This window comes from Glaciecola sp. 33A (genome assembly GCF_002836745.1).
Classification (GTDB): Bacteria; Pseudomonadota; Gammaproteobacteria; order Enterobacterales; family Alteromonadaceae; genus Glaciecola.
On the sequence record NZ_PJAR01000036.1, the window covers coordinates 177,234 to 195,472 of the forward strand.

19 protein-coding genes are annotated in these 18,239 nt (G+C 40.1%); 4 read left to right on the top strand and 15 right to left on the bottom strand.

The window, feature by feature from the left end; all coding sequences use genetic code 11:
* Positions 1 to 149 precede the first annotated feature (149 nt).
* The 15 genes from CXF81_RS07955 to CXF81_RS08025 all read right to left on the bottom strand — a co-directional run bounded on the left by CXF81_RS07955 (position 150) and on the right by CXF81_RS08025 (position 15,614).
* A complete protein-coding gene (locus CXF81_RS07955; RefSeq protein ID WP_101180830.1) occupies positions 150 to 704 on the bottom strand; it encodes a molybdenum cofactor guanylyltransferase in 555 nt (184 codons plus the stop codon).
* 63 nt (positions 705 to 767) lie between these two features.
* Positions 768 to 1,625: a hypothetical protein gene (locus CXF81_RS07960; protein ID WP_101180831.1), complete on the bottom strand. Its 858-nt coding sequence runs from the start codon at positions 1,623 to 1,625 to the stop codon at positions 768 to 770.
* 28 nt (positions 1,626 to 1,653) lie between these two features.
* Complete coding sequence (locus CXF81_RS07965) at positions 1,654 to 2,265, bottom strand: hypothetical protein (protein WP_101180832.1); 612 nt, start codon at positions 2,263 to 2,265, stop codon at positions 1,654 to 1,656.
* A gap of 4 nt (positions 2,266 to 2,269) precedes the next feature.
* On the bottom strand, positions 2,270 to 2,806 hold the full coding sequence (locus CXF81_RS07970) for a hypothetical protein (protein ID WP_101180833.1): 537 nt from the start codon (positions 2,804 to 2,806) through the stop codon (positions 2,270 to 2,272).
* 33 nt (positions 2,807 to 2,839) lie between these two features.
* Complete coding sequence (locus CXF81_RS07975) at positions 2,840 to 3,247, bottom strand: hypothetical protein (protein ID WP_101180834.1); 408 nt, start codon at positions 3,245 to 3,247, stop codon at positions 2,840 to 2,842.
* 23 nt (positions 3,248 to 3,270) lie between these two features.
* The gene (locus CXF81_RS07980; protein ID WP_101180835.1) at positions 3,271 to 4,188 is read right to left on the bottom strand and encodes a hypothetical protein; all 918 of its coding nucleotides are present in this window, start codon (positions 4,186 to 4,188) and stop codon (positions 3,271 to 3,273) included.
* A 44-nt stretch (positions 4,189 to 4,232) separates the two neighbouring features.
* Entirely contained in the window at positions 4,233 to 4,802 is a 570-nt protein-coding gene (locus tag CXF81_RS07985; protein ID WP_101180836.1) for a hypothetical protein, read from the bottom strand.
* 100 nt (positions 4,803 to 4,902) lie between these two features.
* Positions 4,903 to 6,288 carry a hypothetical protein gene (locus CXF81_RS07990; protein WP_101180837.1) on the bottom strand — a complete coding sequence of 462 codons (1,386 nt, stop codon included), beginning with the start codon at positions 6,286 to 6,288 and terminating at the stop codon, positions 4,903 to 4,905.
* 37 nt (positions 6,289 to 6,325) lie between these two features.
* The gene (locus CXF81_RS07995; RefSeq protein WP_101180838.1) at positions 6,326 to 7,003 is read right to left on the bottom strand and encodes a hypothetical protein; all 678 of its coding nucleotides are present in this window, start codon (positions 7,001 to 7,003) and stop codon (positions 6,326 to 6,328) included.
* On the bottom strand, positions 6,996 to 8,681 hold the full coding sequence (locus CXF81_RS08000; RefSeq protein WP_101180839.1) for a hypothetical protein: 1,686 nt from the start codon (positions 8,679 to 8,681) through the stop codon (positions 6,996 to 6,998). Before CXF81_RS08000 ends, CXF81_RS07995 begins: the two co-directional genes overlap by 8 nt.
* Complete coding sequence (locus CXF81_RS08005; protein ID WP_101180840.1) at positions 8,674 to 10,551, bottom strand: FHA domain-containing protein; 1,878 nt, start codon at positions 10,549 to 10,551, stop codon at positions 8,674 to 8,676. The genes CXF81_RS08000 and CXF81_RS08005 overlap by 8 nt, the downstream gene beginning before the upstream one ends.
* Positions 10,544 to 13,090, bottom strand: coding sequence for a bifunctional serine/threonine-protein kinase/formylglycine-generating enzyme family protein (locus CXF81_RS08010; RefSeq protein ID WP_232771844.1), 2,547 nt, complete (start codon positions 13,088 to 13,090; stop codon positions 10,544 to 10,546). Before CXF81_RS08010 ends, CXF81_RS08005 begins: the two co-directional genes overlap by 8 nt.
* A 289-nt stretch (positions 13,091 to 13,379) precedes the next feature.
* Entirely contained in the window at positions 13,380 to 13,832 is a 453-nt protein-coding gene (locus tag CXF81_RS08015) for a hypothetical protein (RefSeq protein ID WP_101180842.1), read from the bottom strand.
* Between the two features lie 7 nt (positions 13,833 to 13,839).
* Positions 13,840 to 14,286: a hypothetical protein gene (locus tag CXF81_RS08020; RefSeq protein ID WP_101180843.1), complete on the bottom strand. Its 447-nt coding sequence runs from the start codon at positions 14,284 to 14,286 to the stop codon at positions 13,840 to 13,842.
* Between the two features lie 851 nt (positions 14,287 to 15,137).
* Entirely contained in the window at positions 15,138 to 15,614 is a 477-nt protein-coding gene (locus CXF81_RS08025) for a hypothetical protein (RefSeq protein ID WP_101180844.1), read from the bottom strand.
* Positions 15,615 to 16,129: 515 nt separating this feature from the next.
* Between CXF81_RS08025 and CXF81_RS08030 the strand changes: the two genes are divergently transcribed.
* The 4 genes from CXF81_RS08030 (at position 16,130) to CXF81_RS08045 (ending at position 17,987) form a co-directional block, all read left to right on the top strand.
* A complete protein-coding gene (locus CXF81_RS08030) occupies positions 16,130 to 16,516 on the top strand; it encodes a hypothetical protein (RefSeq protein WP_232771845.1) in 387 nt (128 codons plus the stop codon).
* 116 nt (positions 16,517 to 16,632) lie between these two features.
* Positions 16,633 to 17,019, top strand: a complete 387-nt coding sequence (locus CXF81_RS08035; RefSeq protein ID WP_101180845.1) for a hypothetical protein — start codon at positions 16,633 to 16,635, stop codon at positions 17,017 to 17,019.
* Between the two features lie 104 nt (positions 17,020 to 17,123).
* Complete coding sequence (locus CXF81_RS08040; protein ID WP_101180846.1) at positions 17,124 to 17,522, top strand: hypothetical protein; 399 nt, start codon at positions 17,124 to 17,126, stop codon at positions 17,520 to 17,522.
* Positions 17,523 to 17,600: 78 nt separating this feature from the next.
* Positions 17,601 to 17,987: a hypothetical protein gene (locus CXF81_RS08045; RefSeq protein WP_101180847.1), complete on the top strand. Its 387-nt coding sequence runs from the start codon at positions 17,601 to 17,603 to the stop codon at positions 17,985 to 17,987.
* Positions 17,988 to 18,239 lie beyond the last annotated feature (252 nt).

Below are 18,239 nucleotides of genomic sequence, written 5' to 3' on the forward strand. Positions count from 1 at the left end.
TATCGCCATAGAGGCATCCTCTAGCTTCTGCTGAATTGAATCAATGCTAGTTTTTATGGTGCTTGAGCACTTATTATGACTATCTCCACCCGCAGTATTTTTCGTTTTAGTATACCAACTGCCAATACACGATATCCTTTGATAATATGCTATGAGCGCGTGTTATTATAAGTTTGAATGGCGTCTTCTAATTCTTGTGGCGTATTAACATTACTGAATACGTCTTGGGATACAACAGCAAGTTCTTCTACTCGGTCAGCCTCAATTAGATACTTAATAGACATTCCGGTAGCGCCTTCCAATAATTGAAGTCTTGTTAATACGCTTTTACTTATATACAAGCTTAATGGCATTGGGTGCTGTTTATAAATAAAGGTACATTTCCGTAGTACCGACTGCTGGACTAGCCTTAGTAGTGCATCAGAACTCAGTAGAGGCATATCATTGGGTATTATTAATACAATATCGCCTACATTAAGTGACAAGTACTGGATAGCCGAATAGATCCCCCCAACAGGACCTTTTTCAGGAAATATATCAGGAATATCAAAGTCAGCACCACTGACCACAACACGATCTAAATTAAGTGAATTCATTACAGCAATGCTGTGCTCCAACATTGTTTCTGTGCCAATTGTCATTGCAGACTTGTCTCTGCCCATTCTGGATGACTTGCCGCCACTTAGTACTAATCCGATTTGCACAACTATTTCCACACACTTTTTTTGATTGTTTGATTCTATCGCAAGCTCACAATGACAGCTATTTTAATAACATTTTTTTGACGAGATAATCCAGTTTTCTGAGATCGCATGATGATTTAACACAATGTCAGTAAAACCTACTTGCGACCTTTCTAAAAAATATCGGGCACTAAAGGATTGCAGTTCTTTTTGACCCAATACCGCGGCTATTTTAGTTGCTAAATTAACATCAAAGCTCATTTCAAATAGGCGAACAGGCTGATTTCCTTGTGCATATAAAGTGACTAAATTACGTTCATAACGATTCAAATAATCGTGGGCAACGCGCAAAAGTTCACTTGCTTGAAATGCCCTTGCTTGAACGCGCTCGCTTGAAAGCAAAGTAAGTTGATGAGGTCGCTCCCTTGTTATGACGCCAAATTGGATGTTTTCACACCGATACATGTGGTTCACAAAGGCCTTTTTTGCCAAATTTGTCTCAGGTAGCAAAAATTGAATATGCCGACTATCTAAATCAGTTAATTGCTTAATTACATTGTTGACTTGAACGTCTGTCGGCTGAATAACTGAGCTTGTCAGCATAGCTTGGTTTACAGTTGCGTGTACTTTAAAAGCCTGCGTTTTTGAGGTCTTTATTATTGACGCCTGAGCTAAAGTTGTCAATATCTGCGGAGCCGGTTCTGACGCAGTCATATCGAGCGCTAAAGTAGGACTGATTTTAGGCACACTGGGCAAGGTAACAGATGCAAAGAGAGGCAAATTTTTAGTTGATAAAGCAGAAACTAAGGTGTGTTCCTCTGCCACATAGAAAACGTCAAACAACCATACTATTAGGATGCTCAGTAATGTTAAATGAAGCCAATACTTACCGAGCATTTGATAAAGGACCCTATCCATTGCATTCGTTTTTTGAAACAGCATATTAGCTTCACCTAATCAATAACGTAAGTTAACGACTGATAGCTTGTAAGGCCATTGATTCCATTTGTTGAACAACTTCTTGCAGTCTGGCTTGATGCTCAAGTTGGCGCATCCTTGCGTCGGCTTTGCGTGATTGAGAAGAGGCAAGTGTTTGCACAACGGGCCCATTTTGCTGTTTATCGTGTACCGCGAGGGTTGTGCTCGTTACTTGAAATTTTGGCGGCGCTGCAAACACATTTACCGATGTATCATTGTCTTGTAATGTTTGTATTTGTGCATTGCCTAGCATCTTTTTTTTCTCCGGTAATGTGTTTTTAAGTGCCGTTAATTGCTGCATTGCTGCCGCCATTTCAACAATGTCAGTCTGCATATGCTTGAGCTGAATTTCTAGCTCTGCAATTTGCGTCGCATGTTTACTATTGTTTAAAAATTGCGTAAATGAATCAATCAGTGCGTCTCTTTTAGGTGCGTGTTGTTTAGGTGCATTCGAGACGACAAACTCTGTCTCTTTTGTCCCTTCGCCTAGCAGAGATTGTTGGCTTTTACTTAACCAAAGTTGACCCTGACTTGTTTGTAGCACCAGATAGATAAGTGCACTGATGCTAACTGCAATAAACGCGACTTTTCGCATGATAGTCATGCCCTTACTCCTTTTTATGATGCATAAATCGTAGCTCAAATGAGTGCTTATATGGCAACTCGCTTTGTGGCTTGACCATACTGATACTCAATAGGGCTCTGCTTAGCGTTGCCGCTGGCAGCCCTACTACAGTGGTCATAAACGCCATCGAAAATTGTTGTGTTAAAATGCCAATTACTTCATTTACTGTTTCGGGCGTTAAGCTTTGTTTTGACAACGTGCCTATACCGACGCTTATGCCCAGTAAAGTAAAAGTTAGTGCTAAGGTTGACATGCCATTGGCCGACTGCTGACCTATTTCGAACCAAAACGCTTTTTGCGCCTTATTCACGTTGGCTCTATTAACTAACGCAATCGCGTAACCTGCAAAAAGCAACAAGGGAACGAACAACAAGACGAAACTGTAGCTGAATGCTTTTTCAACATAACTCAGTAGATCAATTAGCGTCATATTTGTCATGTAACTTGCGACCGCTAGTAATATAACCATCGCGCCTAATAGTCGACATACCGTTGGCAACCATTTCTCAATTGTTAACATGCTAATGACCCTGTAGTGATTTAAACTCATTCATTATCTATATCCTGCTCTAGCATTGAGCACACTTTCATTGGTCACGTTTACATTCTTCAACCATTGATCCATGGCACTCATTTTGTGCTCGGCACCGGCGTGAACCAAAAAGGTTTTGTCATACTGTTTAAACGCATTGTCGACCATAGTTGACTTAACGCTTAATAATCGTTCATCGCGTAATACCATTCTCTCCATATCGGCGAGTTGACGCTGTCGTTGCTGCAAACGCATTTGTTTTTGTTGACTATCGAGCTTACTGCTCAAAAATTCGGATATAAGTGTCGCTCTTTCTCGTTCAAGATTGTTAAGTGTGAATAACTCATTAGCATTGACAAGTTGAGATGAACATAGGTACAACAAGACAAAAAAGGTGATTTTTTGAGTAACATTAGATGCATATTTCATGATAGTAATCTCCATAATATCAATTAAAAAAAGAGGTCCGCAGCTTGGTTTGGTTTGGTGAAATTATTAATGACGACACCGTCTTCAGTTTCTTCATAAGCCAAGCGAAATTCAATGGATTGTGCATCTAATGCAACGAGTTTCGCCATATAGCTGATCATTAGTGCTTCTTGATCCAACAATGACTGGTCACTTGCAGCCTGCATCAACAACTGCCTAACGTACTCTTGTGCACTCACTTCAACTCCATCAATGGTTGGTGCTAATGAAGATTGATGCTGACTTATGGCTTTTTTTAATTGTTCTATTTTTCCCAAATTAATCGCGAATTCATCCGCATAAGGACTTGTTTTATCAAGGCGACCATTTAATAACGTAGCATCAACTTGAGCTATAACACGGTCCATGCGTTGTTTTGCCTCTTCTTGTTTGGCTCGCAGTTTTTGCATATCTAGATTTGCTGACGAATTTTGCTGATGAAACAACTTTCTCAGTACGTCTTCATACAAATACTGTTTTTTATTCAACGCGTCTTGGCGCAGAGACTGACTTAGTTGCATATCATCTAAATAGCTCGACTTTATTTGCAGCAAACTAACTTGCTCTTCTGTCATTTGATTCGCGCTGGCGTCTATTAATAGACTTTGCAACGCTTTAATTTTGTCACCTTTGTCTGCAATATTACTTTCTAACGAGAGCAATTGATTCGCCAATGGCGACATTTCAAAGTCCTGTTGAATGCGCTTTTCAATCAGATTTGCCGGCAGTTTCAGTAACGTTTCAGAGGCAACTGGTTGCCAATGATTGGTTGAATTCGCATGGACTTTTACCGATGTAAGCATCGCAGTGATAAATACACATAGCATTGTTAAATACACCGTAGCCATTCTTTTTTTCGCCTTTGCATTATTATCTGCATTACCGTTTTGTACTTTATTCATGTTCTTAACCTTCTGATGAATATTAATTTATTGAGCGATAACACCTAGTTTTTAAGCCAATAATTTTGGCGCGTTAACTCATTACGCAATGCCGTATTTATATTGAGGACCTGTAACTGATGAGCCGATAACTCGTCATGCTTTAGCAAGGCAACAGCGGTATCGACAAAGGACGTGTAGTCGGCAAATAAAAGATCTTGTTGAGGAAACTGCGTTCTAAATTCAGCTAAACTATGCTCGGCTAATTTGCTTTCTCCAGCTTTAATAAAATTAACTAACGCTAAGGCATTTAATTGCATCGCAATTTCATTTTCCGGGTGTTTAGGAAAAAAGGATTTGTTCTCAATACAGCGTGTTGCCGCATTTGCCAGCGCTATCTGCTGGCCAATATCAGCAGTAGCACCGACACTGTTTTCACGTTGCAATACCTGCGCATGACAATCTGCGTCAAGGCGGTCTATACTCGTCGCTATTGCTTGGTTAGTGCTATTTGGTCTGCTGTGTTGTGATTCGACAGCGGCTTTGTGTAACGGATTGTTGCAGCCAGTTAGTAGCAAAAAAAGACTACTTATAGCCAAGCTAAAATAGTGTGTCGATATGCGTGTTCGTTTCATTTTATTCTCCCGTCTTATATTACTTAGGGTTATAAAATGATTAGGCGGTTTTTTAGACTATTTACAGTTTAGTTTGAATCTTACGCCAAAATAAGATGAATTAATTAGCCGCAGTGACTAACTTTTGACTGATATATTGCGGGTTAATATCCATTTTTGAAAAGAATGACGCCAGTATTTCAACCGAGGGTTTCTGTGTTTGTTCAAGACGTGACAAATACGATTTACATGCTGCTAAGTCTGCAAGATCCAAATGTTGGTTGGTAACAATCAGCACATACTCGCGGTCAGCATGCTGTTGTTTGGGTAACGGAATAGTCCAGTGAAACTCTTCATCAATAACAACCGAACTGAGTTCGATGAGAGTTTTACTGTCTGCAACTAACCATACTTGCGGTGTCTGTTTGGCAGTTATTAACGTTAGGCTGCAGGCATCATTAAAGGCCACGGCTGGAATTCTTGATACATATTGTTGCGCAATTTTACTGACTTTTTTTAGCGCATTTCCATCGCAATACAAGCCACTTTTAATTGTGCTTATAAATCGAGTGTCAGTGTAACCGGCACTCGCATTCAAAGCCCAATAGATATTTGCAGAGATAATTATAAAAAACACAGGCACTATTGTTAACACTAAGATAAGTGCTTTTTTTGACAGTATTGACGAGTTTGAAGCCGCTCTATCAGAATCCGATGAATTGTCGTTTAATGGCTTGCTGCGGATTGCTGGAGCAACTAACTTAACTGCGTGAGCAGACTGGTTGTCATTGCATGCCATCGGAGAGGGCAATAACTGCTCAACGTGTTCTTTCAACTGATTTATGTCGATAACTGGATAAATAGCGCAATCTACCGCTGGGAGTATTTGCGGTATGCTAGTTGTTAAATGCGACGATGATGCTGTCTGTTGATCGTCTTCCCCCAGCCTTAAATCTTTAGTATGCAGGTTATTTGCTGGCACAAAAAATTCAACTAATATCCCTTTCTTCATCCACAGTTTTATTTGCGGTGACGCTGTAATACATTTATCAGGAACATAGTTTACCGCCTCAATCGCACCCGTCGACGTATTAATTTGACCTGTCGCGATCAACACCACATCTCCAGCCTTCGGTATTCCTTGTCCTAATTGAACAACGCCCGAACCTAGTTGTCCTGTCTCTGGATTGGTTTGATCTATATGAGGAGCCAGCGAGGACACGTTTGCCTGAATGAAATGCGCTAAATAAAAAGGCAGTTGCCAACTACTTCCCTGATCTATATTTCTTGAAATATTCGCCCGAAAGCTATGACCGCCAAATTCAGATTGAACAACACCTGTACTTTTTTGTATAAATCGATGGTATGCAGAGCTAATCGTCGCTAAGTCAGTTGAGCCGTTGATCGTTATCACTGACTGCAACTCGACGTCTTGCAGTTCGGTAATACTTTGTATAGCGACAAGGCCTTTGCTTGTTGCAATAAATACGTGGATAGTTAGTGACATTGGCTATCATGCTTCCGATATTGATTGATAACGTTTATTAGCATAAATACAATTTTGTATTAGGGCTAGTTATCAAATGATAAGTGGCACTGTCTTTTTCAATAATAATCTGTGCTCGTCCGTCAAGTACATTTTCAAAATGCAGCACTTTGAATTGATTTTTAAGCATACAATGTAAAAATACACCTTTTACGTATAGCGAGGTGTTTGCTTGCGTCTGTTTCAAACTGAGCAATAGATGCACTTGTTTGCTATTACTTTTGTCAGGCCTTATTTGAAAATCAAAATACTCAGTTGTCCTTGACATTATTCGACTATCCGAACTAGCAGCAACTTGCTCACCGCTTGAGGCAAAACTTAATTTGCCTAATACCCATTCATATTGAGTATACAAACTCACGTTGCTTTTAATAACAGGCATCAATTTTTGCGACTTTGTAGCAAACGGAAAACAAGCGCAGCGGACTAACTCGGCAAATGAGATACGGCGAGTCGCCAATGATATTATCGGCTTATCGCCTTCCCCATCTTCACTAACTTGAGCTACAGGAGCACCACCAGTCAAGCACTTATATTGTTGTTTAACCTTGAAGATAGCAGCTTGTTTACTATCCAATGGGGGAATTGTTGTTACCTCATTATTTTTACCTCTAGCGCTCTTAGTACCACCAGTAGCGGCGCCATTAGTATTGCTTTTGCTTTGTTTTTTACTCATCTTTTAGCCCATGCCTTTTTATCAATTCACCTTTGAATATGAAAAGATCTGAGGTGAAAAATGTCTCAAGTGTGACAATTTGACTTTTTTTATTTGCTAATTGCTGAAACACCGCCTGATGTAAATCATGAATGAGCTTGCCGCCTTGCGCTATTTGTTCGCCTCCTTGTTCATAAATATCGGGTTCATGAAAGTCCTGACTATTTTTAAACCCTACCCGATTATTATTAGCAAGCGTCTTTTTTGCTAACGAAAAGAAATTATTGAGCGTTTTTGATTGCAACAACCACCGGCTAATATGCGTAAATGTAAGCTCAGGTTTATCTTCACTATTTTCTAGTGTACTCACCAACCGTTGCAGCATATGACTAAAGTCTTGGCTCTCTTGGCGTTCAATCATAAAGGCAACACCTTGTGATAATAACCCTAAGCATCTGACATCTTTATGTTCATACAATACTGCAGCACAGCATAAAAGTGTGCTCCCAGCCTGTTTACGCCAGTCACTTAACCGCTCCAAATAAGTCTTGTAATCTTGTTTTGGCCTATCAATTACCACATCATTTTCATCTCTCGTTTGTTGGATAATTAAATTCTGCCAGTCGCCAAATACATCGCTTCGTATTACAGATAAAGGAAACTGAGTAACCGCGCGGCGCAAGTCAAATAACAGCGCCACACATGTATATTCTTTTTTGGTCATAAATTTGGGTTTATCAACAAGCCAGATTGGCGGCGTAATTAAGTCTTCACTCAATTCAAAAATAGTTTCATATAACCAAGAAGCTTGATTTTCGTCAAGCGAAGAGGTGTCACTCTGACTGCTCGTATGTTCCGAGTCAGATTCACTAAAAGAGATTTCACGAGCGACTTTGACTTGTTGATAGGCAAACTGATAGTCAACGATATCAACTAAGGCATTTTCAAATTTCACGTACCCTGGCGTATTAATTGCTGAGCGCCAAAAATTCAGTACAGTTTCATCATTGAGCTTGTCTACGTCGCCATTTTCGCCTATCCATTGATGAATATAGCGGTATTTTTGTTGTAGATTAGCGGTTGGCAGGTGTACTTTTAAAAATTCGTATAGCTTCTTTTGTAAATAGCTTGCTAACTTTTCCACGCACTTGCTATCGGACGCAGAGAGCTGTGATTCAATGTCCTCTATTATGTTTGGAATATTGCTAACCAGCAATTCCAGCAAAGCGCTCAACAGCATCACTCTTGAAGCACTGACGGTGAAATCTTGTTTTGCAAAACTGATAACCAAGCCCACCTGATCCAACGCCACTGAAGGTGCGCAAAGATCGTGTTGCGTAAGAAGAGAAATACGACTTCTGAAGCGACTGGGTGAAATAGCTTCTTGTATCCAGAAAAAATCCAATAAACCCTTGCTATAATCCTGGTGACGGACAATAGGCCAGCATAAATACGCCAGTTCCAAACAAGCTTTACCGTAATTTCGGCAAAGGATATATTGCGCAAGCTTATCAATTGTTTTTGCAGCGTACTTTTTACTCAGCTCATTATCTAGCCCGCTATTTTGCCCTCTACTTTGCCCTCTATTTTGCTCTTTATTTTGCCCTCCTTGGTATTCGCGCATTGATAAAGTTTCTCTGAGCATATCAAATTCAGCTTGCAACACTTGACTAACACCGTACTCAATAATATTAGTCATGTGGTATTTTTTTCACAGATTTGTCGACAGCTTGCGCCGCGATAAGTATCAAATCGATAACAAAACCATTGACACTTAGTTGACTTTTTAGCGGCAAAGGAACAGATCCTAAAATCCTCGTATTATCAATTCTCACATCAAAGGTTTGACTGCATAAGTGTAAGTAAACTTCTCCTTTCAATTCAATTTTCAGGACTTCATTAACCTCTTCCTGAGTTATTTTTGGCGTTTGACTGACTTGCCACTGTGACTCGCTATACCAGATATATTTGTTGAGTGAACATACTAGATAAAAATTCTCATTACTTAAATACCAGCGATGATCAGCATACTCTGAGGGATTGAGAAAGCTTTTGGCAGACGAAAAATTGACGGCAGGTAGTATCGCGTTTTGACACAAACCCAAAGCGATACTCTGATTTGTTCCAATATGCCTAACTTGAAAACCGATGCTGCCAAGCTCGTCAGGGGGCGAAAGGTGAATTTGGTCCATCTCAGCAAGAATGTATTCTTTGTTATTTTCACATTCACGGTATTGTAGCCACATACCATTGGTACTACCTAAATCCTGAATTGTAAAACCGTTTGGCTGACGCGCAATAATAATACTCTTATGCACTCGAGAGAGAGTGTCTTGTGGCAAGGTAACATCTGCGCTAGTGTCACTTTGCGCTTTGGGACTGCTTCTGCCAATTCGCATCGATTGAGCACAGTTAATGTGTATTTTTTGCTCCCCAGAAGCTAAAATAATGCCTTCACAGCGCTGCCCGCTCTTAGCTGAAATACCTTGGATTAAGTTTTTAGTAGACTCAATTTGCAAGTCAATCGACGGCCCATTAACAGCAACCTGACGCTGGCATAATTCAAGCGCTTTGTAAGCTTGCTCTAAGGCCGCCAAGCCCTTACCCGCATGCGCTAATTCAACCGCTTTTGAAACTCGTTTTTTGAACTGTTCGCGGTCATTTTGGATAGCTTGATGTTTAGATAGTTGCTCGGCAATTGTGACCTCCAGAGCCTGTGCAGTCATATTTGACGCATTACTTTCGAGTGCTCTTTTAACAAAAATGTGGGCCGCTTCAATTTCATTATTTTGCAATAATTGCTGCGCGTTATCAAACCAAATGTCTGCCTGGCTGACTCGCTTCTGCCAATATGATAATTGTTTGTGCCATTTGTTACGGCATAAAAATGGCAGCGGAATGAGCCTGAGTATATGTACAAATCGAATCCATTTTGCACTCTGGTTGTTTGACTCGTACACATTTAGTTTAAATTGGACCCAAGACCAAAATGCCAAAAATGTTAGTAATAGCACTAATATTATCAAAGCACCCCAAAAAATAACCAACTGCATTGAATATGCAGAAACGGCTCTCGTGCTTATAAATAGATTATCTTGGTGTATGAATGTAGACGAAACCTCAACATTCATACGTTCAAATAGATGAGACATTTGCTCACGGAATTGGCTTGGTGATAAGAAGGTAGAAAGCTCGAATGTGATCTCTTTACTCGGCAAAAACAACCCTAAAAAGTGCATTTTCGTTTTTTCATCCAGCAAGATGGTGTTCACATTGTCTGTTCTAGAAAGTACCATTGAGGATACAATATCAACCTCTTGGGGGGTGAAATTGACAAGTGTTAGCTTATAAGTGTAGCGCTTTTTTGTACTTGCTATTGGTGTCGCTAACTGTGGTATATTGCGCTCTGCAAGTGCTGGTAATTTTGGTAAACTCAAGCCGCTGTTATCACGTATTTCGCTCTGTAACGCATTATCGAAGATGCGGCCTTCAATTAATAAGGCTGACGCCAGAGATTGAGTAGTCAACATAAGCAAAGCCATAAGCAAAAAACAGGTGACTTTATTCATGTGTTTCCTCTACTAGCCTAAACCCTGTGGTATGCGACTTAACCGTCTTCTTCAGAAAATCATCCTCTGAAATAACTAGCTGACTTGTATCGCTCAACCAAGAACCCCCTTTAACCACAGCCAAATCGCATCGAGGCCTCAGGAGAGAGTCTGACGTCTTTGCTGTATAAGGTTGTAGACATGTCGATGTCCACTCTTGTACGTTGCCATGCATATCAAATAACTGCCAATCATTTGGAGCAAAGCTTCGCACCGGCATTGTGGTATTAAGACTGCCCTCGTTACTCGCATTACAGTTCTTACAATGCGCTTTATTGATTTGCATACTTGCGCCCCAGCTGTATTTTTTGGCTATATTCTCTGGTGAACTCGCCGCAGCAAATTCCCACTCTACCTTAGTAGGCAGGCGCAAACGTGACCCTGTTTGTTCAGCTAACCAAGGAATAAACTGTTCATTAACATCAAACCAACTAACATTCATAGCCGGATGCTCGGGCAAAGAAAAAGTACGATAGCGAGGATCTGTTGATAGCGTTTTTGACGTCGCACATTTTCCAGTATCAACGCAAGCGCCATATAACTGGTTAGTAACCTCAAATGACATTATGCGAATTCGGGGATACGCAGCCGTAGATGCCTCTGCGTTTAGATTTTCCAGAGTTGTCGGCATTACTGGCAGTAATATGAATTCGACTGCAATACCGTCAGCGACGGTTTTATCGGTATTGCCAATAAAATATCGGGAATCTGACAATTCAAGTTGTTCATTAATAATGTAAGGGCTGGTTGTGATATCAATCTTCTTAGTCACTGTCTGGTAACCGTTTTTACTGACTCGCAACCAATATTCACCTTGTTTTACGCTATTATTACTGACCGCTATTCCCTGCATAGATTGCAGCACTACATCGGCATCTTGAGGTTGGATCTGCAAAATTACGTCAGTATTATTTGTCGGTATATCTGCGGCTGAGCGGTTTATAATTTGAATTTTTGATATGTCATTGATGACATTTTCTTGACTGTTTCTGGGCTGGCGAGGGTCGTCTTTTAGCGCGCTGACGAGCAGTCGTTCCTGCTCGCCTGCATATTGACCTATTGCGGTTAATTCTGAATTACCACGCGGCAATTCACTTGTCTTAACGGACTGCAACCACCAAGGTAATACTAGGGCACAAGCGACAATGCTCAGCGCAGAGACAAAACGTCCTCGCGCTCTATTGCTGCTTGTGTGTTTTGCTGGGCTACGTTGAGTGTTTATGCCTAAAAGCTTGTGCTCAATAATTCGGGCTAACTCTTGCGCCGGTATGTTCAAAGTAGATTTACCTAACGCTATTAGTTTTTGCTGCGCTGCATCTGTCAGACTGCATTGATGCTTAACGGTCGCACTCGTAATTGCTTGATTGACTTGTTGTACCCATAAAAAAAGGGTGGCAGCTTTCTTGTTTTGACGTGCTAACTGAGACTGGGTTTGAGCAATGTACTGAACTAACCATTCAGGCGAATATTGTTGATGTAGTTCTGCTTCGGCTAGCAAGGCTAATCGATTAAAGTCAAACTCATTAATTTCACCTTGTTTTAATAGTGTTTGCTGAATATTCAGCTGCAGCCCTTCTATGCTACTGATAACAGTTTTGTTAACCGTCGAATGGCTTTCCCATACTCGCGTCGCTTCAGGATCATCATATTGCCCACACCCATCTATTTGCGCAGTATGTTTTATAAGGATACTTTCAATCATGAATGCCATTTGCTTGGCTGATGCAGGTCGTTGCTCAGACTCTGTGGATAATCCAAGCTGAATAAGATGGCTAACTTCAGGGTTAATATTTGGATTAACAATATTCACCGACTGCCCTATTTCACCGTATTGTCCGCCAGTTAAACAACGATACATAAGCGCTGAAACCGCATAAATATCGCTTTTCGCCGAGCAATTTTGGGTATCTATTAATTGTTCCGGGCTAGCATAATATAAGCTGCCAATCCCGCTTTGAGAGGCCTTATCAGGATTTGTAGTTGCTGGCGTTAGCTTAGATATTGAGATACCAAAATCAGCAATTTGAACTTGATCATTATCATCTAGTAAAATATTCGCTGGTTTGATGTCAAGGTGAACTAACCCAGCCATATGAATATAGTGAAGCCCTGTTAATATTTGCTGCGCAATGAGCAATGTTTTACGCATACTTAGTTTGTTTTGCGAACCCAACAAGTCTGCCAACGATCGCTTGTAATATGGCATCACGATATAAGGTTGTTTAGCGTTGGTAAAGTCAAACTCCATCAACGAAACGACATGCGGAGCCGATGATAGTTGATGTAGAATTTTACTTTCATTGATAAAATCTGCTTGCCAATTCTTTATTTTATGTTGCTCAACTGCTTCACCACTATTTTGATTGTCGACTAGCTGACAATCAAATACTTTAATCGCAAGTTGTATAGATAGATTAGGATCTTGAGCCAGATAAACTTGACTGCTTGTGCCTCGCGCTATCAGTCCATTCACCTGATATTTTCCAATGCTTTTTAACAAAAATTCAGTCCCAAACTAAGTAGATGCGGCTGTAAACGCAAATCAATTCTCGTAGCATGACTATTTTTAAGCCTTGCTTATTAGAATAAAAAAACAAAAAAATCTGCCACATCACTGCTTCAGTGTGACTTATTCGCTACTGTTTTAGTAATACTTCCCTGAATATTCTGCAATTATTGCGCCGACTTTTTATATTAAGCTGAAGTCTGACTAAATTGCTACGGGACTCAGTTTACTTTTACTTTGCGCTAGCATGACGCACACAGAATGGGTCTATTTATTATCGAATTTACCAGCCCTGCTGAACGGACTCGACAGGATTAGTAAGGGCTTCAGAAGGCTCAGCACTCATGCTGTGGACTTGAACAGTATTTAACAGCGACACATGTGGCGATTGTAATTGTTGAGCTATGTTTTGAATCAATCGCTGGTTCTGCAAAGCGGATCGTTGATATCTTGTCACGTTATGCATTCTAATTGACTGCAATGTGACAATTAAGTGACGTTTGTTCGCCGGCTCTACGTTGTGTTTTTGATAATCTGCATACTCAAATTTATACATCGAAGCTGTATCTTGAGTATTGTAAAAAGCAGAAAAAGTGCGGATGAGTATAACAATCAAAGCAATCACAAATGCCGTCAAGCCAAAGACTAGGCCTATTTTAGACTTTGTTTTTAGCAGGCTCAGTGCAACCATTTTTGAGTACTGATTGGTGTTTATAAAACGGGTGGAGGTATTCATAAATCGCTTACATTGTAGACTCGAACGCAGCTAACCATTCGTGATCCATTATAGTCAAAGATAAATCGAAGTCTTTGAATTTCTTTTGCAGCGTCAACGCCTGCGTCACGTCGGTATCCATGGGCATAGCAAGTATTACTTTTTGCATAGTGTTGAGCTTGTTAATTTGGGTTTGTATCAAATTTTGATCATACAGCGTTGCCGCATAATAAAAGACATATTGAATTTCAGTAGGTTCTTTTTTGCCTTCCGCACTTTGTCTGGTTTGGGTTGATTCAGTTAATACAAATGCTGGCACTGTGGTGTGCATTTTTTGTTCTGTATTATCAGTTGATTGAGGCACCCCAATAGAAACTAAGGCTAACAACAGTAGCGAAAAAAATGCCATAGAAAGTGCTAAAGCAACCTCTGTCATGGCCTGTGTACTCTGGTCTTGCGAGTTAGTTGATTGCATCTCATTGCCCTTAATATAAAGTCACGCTGTATAACGATGAATATGAAAAGGTTTGATGTATTTTTGCTATCATTTAACTAGGCGCTTGAAAATAAAATCAAATAACCACAATGTTAACTGATAACACGTTACTCCGTCGGGTAAAGGTTAAGCTTATTACTGCCAGTTTTTACAAGTATATTGAAGAAAGTATTATGAGTATTATGAATGATCGTAGCCAAATATCAGTTGTGGACTTATGATCTAAAAACGCAACAACATTTGCTTTTATTAGCTGATGGCAATAGCTATTACTCGCCGCACTTTTCAAAAGATGGTGAGCGACTTACCTAGGCCCTGAGTCTTTGCCACTGGTTAGCCCAAATGGCAAATATTTTGCGCATGAATGAGTAAATAATAGAAACTGTCATACCAAGTTAGTCAAATCATGCTGCAGCCGTTGACTCTGATAAACCAGCCGCCTCATTAATACCCACATTAGATCGTCAAATAAGTTCAGTACAATGGGCAAGCAATAGCAAAGGGCTCTACTTTAGTTACCTTGATGAAGCTGAAAGTAAGCTAGCGCGCGTAAGCGTTGGTGGAACAATAAAAGAACTCCCGACCAGATGTAGAGCGACAATAAAGTATCATCCTCGACAATATAGTTTCATACTTTACAACTAAGTATCATACCAACTAGCTCTGAAATCTTTGGTTGAGTAGTGACGTGAATACGGCAAAAGCCGACGTACGCCACTCAAAAAATTTGCGAGAAATTTATGCTAAACACAATCTTCGAGATTGGAAGTTTTGACGGGTTTCTCTACTTCCTTTGCGGACAGTCCACACTGTTAATTTGTCCGCCCCTCCTACTTATTAACCTCACTTCTTCTTAAGAAACTTATCGAGCGATTTTTGAAGCTGTCCATCAAACTTATCGTAGCCGCCACAGGCTTGCCCCCGGACTTATATACTGTGTTTCCTCTGTGAACTTTGTCATTGAGGTCGGTCTCTGTGACGGTCATGCAGTTACCACCTATCACCACCGTTTTTTCGTTTGGTCCAAACTCAGCTAGCACGATTATGTCGGTACCTGGTGGGGCAAAGTTTGTGCTGAGTGCTCTGCGCTCTGCATTCCTACTCTTTTCTTTTGTTTTATCAATGAGCGGCTTAGGGATTCTATGTTCTTGGGCTTCATGTCTTAATAATTCATCAAGTTTTTGTGCATTTAGGCCTTGTATGAATTTAGCGGTGTTTGAACTCAAACTAGATACAGGTTTTGTGACTGGGACTTCCTCAACAGCTTGCACTTCAGCATTTAGAGGCTCTTGTGTTTTTTGTGACACTTCTTCGATAACAGATACCCCCTCTTGTATTGTAGTTTCCTCGACTGTGAAGTGGCATAGTTAATCTGGCCACATAATAAGAGATGCTTCCGTCAGCTTTCAGGCATTTTTTGCTGTTAACCCATACTATTATACTATTTAACGGATGTTTTGAGCGTTCATCGGTCTTGCGTATTGCCTAAGTCTTACGACAAGTTAACGGCAAAAGCCGTCATACGCCGTTCAAAATTATACGGGAAGTTTGTGCCAATTTATAAAACTCGCGGTAGTTTTATATTCAACCCGTTAAACCACAAAGCCGCCATTCAATGGACAACTATGTGTTTTGCAATATATTTGATAAATTGAGGTTATTACTTAAAAGTCTTAGTAATGACCGTCTCGCTCGGCATTAAATGTTCAAATAAAACTTTTTAATTCGTTGTTTATATGGCAGATTACTATAATTACATTTGTGTAGATGTTGGTGTGTTACTGAGACTTCTACATAATAACTGTTGATGCCAAGGAGAGTCATGGCTCGTCGTAGCGAATTCAAAGGAATAGTTAGAAATTTTGCTCATATGCTAAATAGCAGAAATAATGACTTTCTCGGTTATTGGGCTACAGGCCAGCTTTACTTTAACGCTGAACAAGAGGAAGTAACTTCTATTTCTCTCAATCTGTTGAAAGTCGAAAGCCAACTTTCCTCCAAAACTCTCGAAGCATTTGCCAATAACATGCGACACTTCTTCGTTGAAATGTTAACTGCACATAAAATACCTTTGTCTTGGGTAAAGTCAGCATTTGTTATTTTCAGTTTTGACCAGCCGTATCAGAAACAATATCACTATCGGCGTTCAGCACTTGGTAAGCCGTATCTGCTTACATTGGAAATAACATCTGATTTAGGCAAACTGTAAAAACAAACTTTTGGTGGTAATGTAAATCCACATAACCCTTGCAAGGAGCAACGGCGTGCAGGTTTCTAACATATCAATAAACACCCTCGCTCCGCTCGCGGGGACGTTAGGTGCCTATGCAAGAGTTTAACGCAAAAGTGGTGTTTCCAGATAAGATTAATGATGGTGATGTTGAAGTTGTCAATATTCAGTATGATCTTGAGTTTCTCGATGTCCAAGTGTCAATTTTAGCGACACAAGAAGTCCTGACATTACGGTTTGACATGACTGAAGGCTTTCGTGTTTTAGACGAGAGAGATTTGCATAACTGGTGGCAAGTCATAACTATGAAAGATGGATGGTGCTTTAAAGTTGAATCAGGAGGTTGGCTTTCTCAAGAAAGTTCACGGACAGATTTTATGATTGGTAGCCTTGAATATTACAAGGAATTTCTTATCATCGGATTGGATACTTGTGTCAGCGTGATTGCTCAAAAAGAACCTGTGATACTAGAAGGCACCTAGCAAGAGACTCCAAAGGACAAAAAAACGCTTGGTTTGCGTTTCTTTGTCGCTAATTTTAGTCAAGCATCTATTCGCCTATTAGTAAGGTAGTTCGGACTCTAATTATGATTGAAGAAATATCGGTAAGTGTTAATTTTTGCGGTAATAAATTCTCTCCGCATAAAGCAGAAGAAGTCACAGGTTTAGCCTTATCAAATAAAATTGAATTTGGTGATATTGCCCTCAGTGGAAAGTACAAAGGCAAGCCTGTCCCATATGGCTCGGGGACGCTAAAAGTACCACAAGAAATAAATATGCATGAACGTATTTTATGGTTAACAAATGCGTTGAGTGACAAGGTTAATACCCTGCGAAAACTTGGGGCAGATGAACCGCATATTTATATTGGATATTTCTATAAAGAACAGTGTAATTTAACGCTCACAAAACGTGAAATCGCGGCTATAGCTAAGCTTGATTTAGAGTTTTGTTTTTCATGTTATGACATATCTGATGGAGAGTAGCGTATTAATATGGAAAACGAAGACTGATATCTCGCAAAAACGCCAAGATACCGCTTATTTTGAGAATATAGTTCAATTATGACAACCGTCAACTGCAAGCAGCAAGCTGTCCAAAGACTAACCGACTCACTAAATATTAATATTGAAATAAATGGAGCATGGTGTCCTCCTAATAGAGAACCGATAGAGTTTCTAACAGAAAAAGAGCATGAATTGAAGGCTAGTTTTATTGAGCCTTATAAAGTTAAGATAATACCTGACAGGTCAACATGTAAACTTGGCGACTGGGAAGAGAGACCCTATGAAATGTTCGTTTTAGCCAAATTGAAGAACAAAAACGGCTACGACGCATTATTCATGAATACTGAGACGGGGCTGTTTTCTCTGGGGTGGATTAATGAAGATGGGAGAGCAGGGATTATAGGTTATGCATCCGATTCAGCATTGGCGGAGTGGGTTGATTAAAGTTATAGTTTTACAAATAGCCTAAGTTCGCTGTAAAAAGCGCGGCTGGAACAATTACTCACTGGGTTGTGCACAACAACCTTCGTACTTTCTCATTGGCAAAGCATTAATGTCTGCTTTAGAGCTTAAAGCTCAATCAAAAAACTAATACACCCATGTCTGTTTAGCGTTCAAACGAGACTAACTGAGTGAAACCGCAACGGCAGGAAACTGGCCAAAACGGCCCTTTAGGCATTAAAGGATGAAACTTTA

What these genes read in the sequence shown, in the direction of transcription:
- CXF81_RS07960 (WP_101180831.1), bottom strand. Translation starts at nt 1,625, where the DNA reads ATGCTGTTTCAAAAAACGAATGCAATGGATAGGGTCCTTTATCAAATG.
- CXF81_RS07965 (WP_101180832.1), bottom strand. Translation starts at nt 2,265, where the DNA reads ATGACTATCATGCGAAAAGTCGCGTTTATTGCAGTTAGCATCAGTGCA.
- CXF81_RS07970 (WP_101180833.1), bottom strand. Translation starts at nt 2,806, where the DNA reads ATGTTAACAATTGAGAAATGGTTGCCAACGGTATGTCGACTATTAGGC.
- CXF81_RS07975 (WP_101180834.1), bottom strand. Translation starts at nt 3,247, where the DNA reads ATGAAATATGCATCTAATGTTACTCAAAAAATCACCTTTTTTGTCTTG.
- CXF81_RS07980 (WP_101180835.1), bottom strand. Translation starts at nt 4,188, where the DNA reads ATGAATAAAGTACAAAACGGTAATGCAGATAATAATGCAAAGGCGAAA.
- CXF81_RS07985 (WP_101180836.1), bottom strand. Translation starts at nt 4,802, where the DNA reads ATGAAACGAACACGCATATCGACACACTATTTTAGCTTGGCTATAAGT.
- CXF81_RS07990 (WP_101180837.1), bottom strand. Translation starts at nt 6,288, where the DNA reads ATGTCACTAACTATCCACGTATTTATTGCAACAAGCAAAGGCCTTGTC.
- CXF81_RS07995 (WP_101180838.1), bottom strand. Translation starts at nt 7,003, where the DNA reads ATGAGTAAAAAACAAAGCAAAAGCAATACTAATGGCGCCGCTACTGGT.
- CXF81_RS08000 (WP_101180839.1), bottom strand. Translation starts at nt 8,681, where the DNA reads ATGACTAATATTATTGAGTACGGTGTTAGTCAAGTGTTGCAAGCTGAA.
- CXF81_RS08005 (WP_101180840.1), bottom strand. Translation starts at nt 10,551, where the DNA reads ATGAATAAAGTCACCTGTTTTTTGCTTATGGCTTTGCTTATGTTGACT.
- CXF81_RS08015 (WP_101180842.1), bottom strand. Translation starts at nt 13,832, where the DNA reads ATGAATACCTCCACCCGTTTTATAAACACCAATCAGTACTCAAAAATG.
- CXF81_RS08020 (WP_101180843.1), bottom strand. Translation starts at nt 14,286, where the DNA reads ATGCAATCAACTAACTCGCAAGACCAGAGTACACAGGCCATGACAGAG.
- CXF81_RS08030 (WP_232771845.1), top strand. Translation starts at nt 16,130, where the DNA reads ATGGCTCGTCGTAGCGAATTCAAAGGAATAGTTAGAAATTTTGCTCAT.
- CXF81_RS08035 (WP_101180845.1), top strand. Translation starts at nt 16,633, where the DNA reads ATGCAAGAGTTTAACGCAAAAGTGGTGTTTCCAGATAAGATTAATGAT.
- CXF81_RS08040 (WP_101180846.1), top strand. Translation starts at nt 17,124, where the DNA reads ATGATTGAAGAAATATCGGTAAGTGTTAATTTTTGCGGTAATAAATTC.
- CXF81_RS08045 (WP_101180847.1), top strand. Translation starts at nt 17,601, where the DNA reads ATGACAACCGTCAACTGCAAGCAGCAAGCTGTCCAAAGACTAACCGAC.